This window comes from Caballeronia sp. SL1002 (assembly GCF_057814995.1).
In genome coordinates this window covers 651,829-658,325 of the sequence record NZ_JBYMUW010000004.1, presented here as the reverse complement: position 1 = coordinate 658,325, position 6,497 = coordinate 651,829, and the positions used below count along the sequence as shown (strand labels likewise).

General features: G+C 61.1%; 8 protein-coding genes and 1 pseudogene. 7 read left to right on the top strand and 2 right to left on the bottom strand.

What is annotated here, in order from left to right; all coding sequences use genetic code 11:
* The 5 genes from AC3D25_RS24465 to AC3D25_RS24445 all read left to right on the top strand — a co-directional run.
* The coding region (locus AC3D25_RS24465; protein WP_488891050.1) for a hypothetical protein at positions 1–192 on the top strand (192 nt) is incomplete at its 5' end.
* Between the two features lie 37 nt (positions 193–229).
* A complete protein-coding gene (locus AC3D25_RS24460) occupies positions 230–871 on the top strand; it encodes a DsbA family oxidoreductase (protein ID WP_488891049.1) in 642 nt (213 codons plus the stop codon).
* Positions 872–1,173: 302 nt separating this feature from the next.
* Positions 1,174–2,271, top strand: coding sequence for a porin (locus AC3D25_RS24455; RefSeq protein WP_488891048.1), 1,098 nt, complete (start codon positions 1,174–1,176; stop codon positions 2,269–2,271).
* Between the two features lie 213 nt (positions 2,272–2,484).
* A complete protein-coding gene (locus tag AC3D25_RS24450; protein WP_488891047.1) occupies positions 2,485–2,748 on the top strand; it encodes a hypothetical protein in 264 nt (87 codons plus the stop codon).
* A gap of 161 nt (positions 2,749–2,909) precedes the next feature.
* Complete coding sequence (locus AC3D25_RS24445; RefSeq protein WP_488891046.1) at positions 2,910–3,194, top strand: hypothetical protein; 285 nt, start codon at positions 2,910–2,912, stop codon at positions 3,192–3,194.
* Between the two features lie 41 nt (positions 3,195–3,235).
* On the opposite strand, the gene AC3D25_RS24440 is transcribed toward AC3D25_RS24445, so the two are convergent.
* Entirely contained in the window at positions 3,236–3,397 is a 162-nt protein-coding gene (locus AC3D25_RS24440; RefSeq protein ID WP_488891045.1) for a hypothetical protein, read from the bottom strand.
* A gap of 308 nt (positions 3,398–3,705) precedes the next feature.
* Here AC3D25_RS24440 and AC3D25_RS24435 point away from each other — a divergent pair, with 308 nt between their 5' ends.
* Positions 3,706–4,896: a tetratricopeptide repeat-containing glycosyltransferase gene (locus AC3D25_RS24435; RefSeq protein WP_488891044.1), complete on the top strand. Its 1,191-nt coding sequence runs from the start codon at positions 3,706–3,708 to the stop codon at positions 4,894–4,896.
* 47 nt (positions 4,897–4,943) lie between these two features.
* A pseudogene (locus AC3D25_RS24430) lies at positions 4,944–5,557 on the top strand (HAD family hydrolase).
* A gap of 13 nt (positions 5,558–5,570) precedes the next feature.
* On the opposite strand, the gene AC3D25_RS24425 reads toward AC3D25_RS24430, so the two are convergent.
* The gene (locus AC3D25_RS24425; RefSeq protein ID WP_488891043.1) at positions 5,571–6,479 is read right to left on the bottom strand and encodes a LysR family transcriptional regulator; all 909 of its coding nucleotides are present in this window, start codon (positions 6,477–6,479) and stop codon (positions 5,571–5,573) included.
* Positions 6,480–6,497 lie beyond the last annotated feature (18 nt).

Here is a 6,497-nt window from a genome sequence, read left to right as displayed (position 1 = left end):
TGTTCTTCCAGGTTTAAACGGTATAAACAGTATATACAGTTAATGTTCTCTGGGACACTTTTTGACCTGAGAGCGCGCCGATCACGTGGCCGGTTTGAAGCGCGCGTGGCAATCTGCTGGTTTGCGCCCGGCGTGCCGCTCGCTGACGAAAAGCCGGCCGCCTGGCCTGCAAACGCCGGCGAATCGGGCTAATCTGACCGGCATCGCTCTTTCTCAGGACAGGACTGCAATGACACAACCGCTGAAAATTGATTTCATTTCCGATATCGCCTGCCCGTGGTGCGCGATCGGACTTTCCTCGCTCCAGCGCGCGCTCACGCGTTTGGGCGACAAGGTCGATGCGCATATCGTCGTGCATCCGTTCGAGTTGAATCCGGACATGGGGCCGGGCGGCGAGTCCATCGTCGATTATCTCGGCGCGAAATATGGCCGCACGCCGGCGCAGATTGCCGAAACGCAAGAGACTATCCGCGAGCGCGGCGCGGCGGTCGGATTTACTTTCGGCCCGCGAACGCGCGTCTACAACACGTTCGACGCGCATCGCCTGATGCACTGGGCCGGGATCGAAGGAAAGCAGGTGCCGCTCAAACTGGCGCTGCTCGACGCATATCACGGTAAAGGCCGGGACACCAGCGACCACGCGGTGCTCGTCGAAGCGGCGCAATCGGTCGGACTCGACGCGGCGCGGGCCGAAGAAGTGCTGCGCAACGGCGACTACGCCGAAGAAGTTCGCGCCGAAGAGCGCGAATATCAGGCGATGGGCATCCAGTCGGTGCCGTCGATCATCTTCAATCAGCAATATCTCGTGACCGGCGGACAACCCGTCGAAGCGTTCGAACAGATGATCCAGCAAGTTCTGTCCGAAGCTTAAATCCGGACGCCAAGCCCGGAAAAACCCGAACGCCCGCGTCACCAGAAATAAAAGATCGACGCGCGGCGCGGCATTTCTTCTCCTCTCCCCGGACGCACATTCGCGCACAGCGGATAGCCAGTTGACGCAAACGTCAACTCAACGTCGCCGCGATGTTGCAAGTTGGCGACAAATCTCGAAAAGTGGCTTCGACTTAATTTGACGGAAATATCATTGCGCCCAGGCTAAAAAGCGCTCGTTAAACTGCGGTCAACATCAGGGCCAGCGGTAAAGCCTGACAATTAAACAAGGGGAGCACCTCAGTGAAAAAAACCATTAGCGCCATCGGCGGCGCACTGATCGCCCTCGCGGCACAATCCGCTTTCGCGCAAAACTCGGTCACGCTGTACGGCATCGTCGATACGAGCGTTCGTTACCTGACCAACGCCAACGCAAACAACGACAGCCAGGTATCGATGGGCGTCGGCCCGATCACCGGCAGCCGTTGGGGCCTGAAGGGTTCCGAAGATCTGGGCGGCGGACTGTCCACCGTGTTCCGGCTCGAAAACGGTTTCAACCTGAATAACGGCACGCTGGCAAGCACGAACACGCTGTTCAACCGGATGGCCTATGTCGGGATTTCGAGCAACCAGTACGGCACGTTGACGGCTGGCCGTCAGAACACGCCGCTGTTCGACATGCTGGGCAATGTCTACGATCCGCTGACCGTCGGTAATTTCGATCAGGACGGCTGGTTGCCGGGCGCGCTCGGCTACGGCCTGCGTTCGAACAACTCGGTCAAGTACAACGGCCAGTTCGGCGGCCTGAACGTGGAAGCGATGTACAGCTTCGGCGGCGTCGCCGGCAGCACGGGCGCGAGCAACATGTACGGCCTGACTGCGTCGTACACGTTCGGCGGCCTGGCGTTCGACGCAGGCTTCCAGCAAAACAGCGACGCGAACAACAACAAGTTCAACGTCGTCAACTTGAGCGCCGTCTACTCGTTCAGCACGGTCAAGGCTTTCGCCGGCTGGCTGCACGCGCAGGACAACACCGGCATGGTCGATATCTTCATGGCTGCAACCGGCTCGCCGGCAGCGGGCTTTGCTGCGCCGGTGACGAACACGAACCGGATCGACGATGGCTTCTACGTCGGTTCGACGTGGCAGATCACGCCGCCGCTGCTGTTGACCGCCGCCGCTTACTACGATCACTCGCGTAACGCGCTGAACGCTGACGGCGTCACGCTCGGACGCGGCACGCGCTACTCGGGCGTCCTGCTCGCCGAGTACTCGCTGTCGAAGCGCACGGAAGTGTATGGCACGGTCGACTTCATCCGTGGCACGGGCGCCGCGACTGCGGACTTCCCGGGCCGCAACAACCAGACCGGTGTTGCGGTCGGTATCCGCAATATTTTCTGATGTCGATTGCCCGGCTCGTCCGGGCATGGTGGCTGTAAAAGCGGCGCGCACGTTTCAGTGCGCGCCGTTTTTTTTGCCTTTTTTCACTGCTTGACAGACCTTATTTGGCGACGGAATTTTCGATTGTGCATTGCACAATAGCGTTTACGCTGAGTTCCCGATCACGGCGCACCGTCGTGTCGCGCTTAACGTGTTTTCATGCCGAGGTCGATCATGCAACGTTCGAAAGCGTTTCCAGGCGTCATCCTCATTGCCGGCGTGTGCGCCGCCGTCGCCGTCGATGCAGAGGAGTTCGCGCAACCCCGCGCCGGTGGGATGCAGAGCGTGGCGATGCATGAAGAAAGCGCCGCGTTGACGTCGAACGCGTCGCGTGACGACAGTTCGTGCGGCGACGCAGGCAAAAGGGTTCAGCAGGATATTCGCGGTTCGATCGACGGTGGGCGATGCGGGGAGGCGGCGTCCGAGTCGTCGCACTGACCGCGCGGTCCTGCGCGTTCTTCTCTCACTCGCATTCCCGCCGCCTCTGAATCCACGCGCCGACGACGCGCGTATAGCTATTCAAGGCCGCCATTTCAACGGTGTCATCCGGTAGCCGATGTCGCGAAATTCGCATCTGTCAGGCTTATCGGAGAGAAGTCATGGAAAAGTTAGCGCGCAAAGCCGTTTTGATATTCGCCGTCGTCGTCCCGGCACTCGTCGCCAACAACGCGTTTGCGCAAGCAGGCGGTAACGGGCAGGGCGGCACCGGCGGCGGCAATGCGCACGGCGCGGCGACGGCCGGAATGACTTATCGCGGCGATCCGATCGACAGTCCGCTGGACAAAATGGCGAAAAAGTCCAGCGATAACATGACGATGCCCGACAACGGCATGCATCCGATGCCACCGGACAACGGCGCGAACCCGCCGAAGACCGTTCAGTAAGCGCGACGCCCGAAGTCCCGAAACTACATCGCCGCCTGCGCTTACGCCTGCGCCGCGAACGCACGGAAATTCGCGGGCGTCGCGAACGCCAGGTATCGCGCCTGCATTTCATCGGTCAGCACTTCGATCATCGTCGCGCCTTCGATCCAGAACTCGATCACGTCGAAGAAATTCTGGCCACGGGTGCCGACTACGCGATCCACCAGTTCGCGAAACGCCCCGCGACGAACAACTGCCGTCCGTAACTGGCACGGTCGCGCCGGCGCCTTTCACACGCGGGCTCCGGTCAGTTAACGTTCCGCTTCGAACCTTACGCGTTTATCCGCGCTTCCTTTCGTAATGGTAAAATAGATCGGATAACGAACTATTAAAGTCGAGCCGCATGACGTGAAAAGGCACGCCTGTACGAGTTGCCATGGAGACCAGCGAGACGGTGTACATAGAGCGCGACTGCCCGCGTTTCGCCGACCTCGATCAGACGAAACACGCGGACAAACAGGAAGAAGAATAAATGACCAAACCTCGTGTTTGCCTGAACATGATCGTGAAGGACGAAGCACACGTTATCGAACGTTGTCTGAGTTCGGCTGTCGACATCATTGACTGCTGGGTGATCGTCGACACGGGGTCGACCGATGGGACGCAGCGCATCATCCAGAAGTACTTCGACGGCAAGGGAATCCCCGGTGTTCTCTATGAACGCCCGTGGATAAGCTTCGGCCACAACCGTACCGAGGCGCTCAGGGCAGCAGAGCAATATCGCCGAACGATTGGCACTGAAGTGAAGATGTTCGGCGGCGTTGTTGAAACCACGCCCGTGCACGGCAGCCGCTTCGATTACTTGCTGTTCCTCGACGCCGATGAGACGCTGCACGTGCCGTCGGATTTCGCATGGCCAGATCAGCTCGGCGATGCCTGCCAGTTTCATGTCCGTTTCAACGAAACGTGTGAGTTCGTCAGAAACGCGTTCGTGCGTGCCGACTCAGGTTTTTACTGGGCCGGCGTGCTGCACGAGTATCTGACGCGCGACACGCCGACCACGTGGCAAACTCTGCCGCTTTTGCTTAAATCGAGCCTTGACGGTGGGCGTAGCCAGGATCCGAAGACTTATCTGAAGGACGTCGAGATCCTGCGGCGCGCGCTGGAAACAGAGCCGAACAACACCCGCAACGTCTTCTATCTGGCCCAATCGTTCCGGGAAGCCGGTCTGTTGCAAGAGGCTCTCGACACCTACCATAGGCGCGTGGCGCTCGAGGAATGGGGCGAAGAAGTGTGGTACGCCAAGCTCCAGATCGCCATGCTGAATGAACGTCTTAACGCAGATGCAGCGATCGTTCATCTGGCATATCTGGAGGCTTACGCTTATCGGCCAGCGCGCGCAGAGCCGCTTGTCGAACTCGCGCGGTATTTGCGTCTGAAAGGGCAGCACACGCTGGGCGCCCTCTACGCGCAACGTGCCACCGAGATCCCGTATCCCGCGGACATATTGTTTATCGATGCTGCGATCTACGCCTGGCGGGCGCTCGATGAACTCAGCGTCAGCGGCTTCAACGCGGGTCCGACGTTTCGGCACGCGGCCATGCGCGCGTCCGAGCGGTTGATCCAGGAAGGTCGTTATCCGGAGGTGGAACACGATCGAATCCTGCAAAACCATGCACTTATCGTGCGAACAATCGACACAGCGGATTTTCGTCCGCGATAAGCTTGGTCAACGCAGCGATTCCGGATACCTGACGCGGGGCCGACAGCATGACAACCGCCATCACGCTCGTCCTTTTCGACATGGAAGGCGTTCTCTCTCACTACGACCGCGCGGCACGGGTCGCCCATTTGTCGGCGGTTTCGGGGCAAAGCGCCGACGCCGTGCGTCACGCAATCTGGGGTTCCGGACTCGAAGCGCGCGCGGACGCGGGCGAGATCGGCGACGACGAATACCTCAGCGCACTCGGCGATCTATTGAATTGCCGCATCGGCCGCGACGACTGGCTGACCTCCCGCCGCGCGTCGATCACGCCAAACGCCGACACGCTCGCGCTCGCCGCCCGCGTGGCCGAGCGGCGGCGGATCGCGGTGCTCACCAACAATTGCGGCCTGATGATCGACAACATGGCCTATCTGAATCCCGCCGTGGCCCGGCTTTTCGGCGTGCAAATCTACGCGTGCGCGTGGTTCGGGGCGGCGAAACCGGCGGCGCAGGCGTATCTCGGCTGCATCGAACGGATCGGGCGCGCGCGGACGAAACGCTCTTTATCGACGATACGGAAGCGAATGTCGCGGGCGCGATCGACGCCGGATTGCACGCGTATCGTTTCACTGGCGCGGAAGCGCTGGCGGAAGAACTCGCGCGTCGCGCGCTGATATAGCAGCCGCCAACCATCACACGGAATTCGCGATGTGCTCGCGCAGCCATTGATGCGCCGGGTCGCGATGAGAACGCTCGTGCCAGAGCATCGCCATCTCGAAGCCGGGCACATCGACCGGCGACTCGACCACGCGCAACGCCGCGCTATCACGCACCAGCCGCGCGGGCAACATCGCGACGAGATCGGTGCTCGTCAGCACCGACACCATGAACAGGAAGTGCGGAACGGACAGCACGACGCGGCGCGTGAGGCCGGCGTGCGCGAGCGCTTCATCGGTGATGCCGAAAAACCCGCCGCCCTCCGGCGACATGATGACGTGATCGAGCGCGCAGAATTGCGCGAGCGTTGGCCGGCGTTTCAAGCGCGGATGCCCCGCGCGGCCGGCGAGCACGTAGCGCTCCTTGAAAAGCAGGCGGCGGCGCAAGCCAGGCGGCGCGCCCTCGCTGGTATGGAACGCGAGATCTATTTCGCCTTGTTCCGCCTGCTTCGCGATGCGCGCGGGCGTCGATTCGAGCACGGCGAGCCGCGCGCCGGGCGCCGCCGTGCGCAAGCTGCTCAAGGCGGGCAGAAGGATGGTCGATTCGCTGTAGTCGGATGCGGCCACGTGCCACGTATGGCTGGATTCGGCGGGATCGAAGGGACTGGCGGGCGAAACGGCGCGGTCGAGCGATTCGAGCGCCTGTCGCAACGGCTCGCGCAACGCTTCGGCTCGCGCGGTCGGCCGCATGCCGCGCGGACCAGGGAGCAGCAGCGGGTCGTCGAAGATATCGCGCAGCTTCGAAAGATGCACGCTCACCGATGGTTGCGAAAAGTTCAGGCGTTCCGCCGCGCGCGTCACGTTGTGTTCCGACAGCAAAACATCGAGCGTCACCAGCAGGTTGAGGTCCAGTCGCCGCAGATTATTCATCGTAATACCTGCCATATTGGATATTCATTTCCA

Coding starts and splice junctions, on each gene's coding strand:
- AC3D25_RS24460 (WP_488891049.1), top strand. CDS start 230: ATGACACAACCGCTGAAAATTGATTTCATTTCCGATATCGCCTGCCCG.
- AC3D25_RS24425 (WP_488891043.1), bottom strand. CDS start 6,479: ATGGCAGGTATTACGATGAATAATCTGCGGCGACTGGACCTCAACCTG.
- AC3D25_RS24445 (WP_488891046.1), top strand. CDS start 2,910: ATGGAAAAGTTAGCGCGCAAAGCCGTTTTGATATTCGCCGTCGTCGTC.
- AC3D25_RS24450 (WP_488891047.1), top strand. CDS start 2,485: ATGCAACGTTCGAAAGCGTTTCCAGGCGTCATCCTCATTGCCGGCGTG.
- AC3D25_RS24435 (WP_488891044.1), top strand. CDS start 3,706: ATGACCAAACCTCGTGTTTGCCTGAACATGATCGTGAAGGACGAAGCA.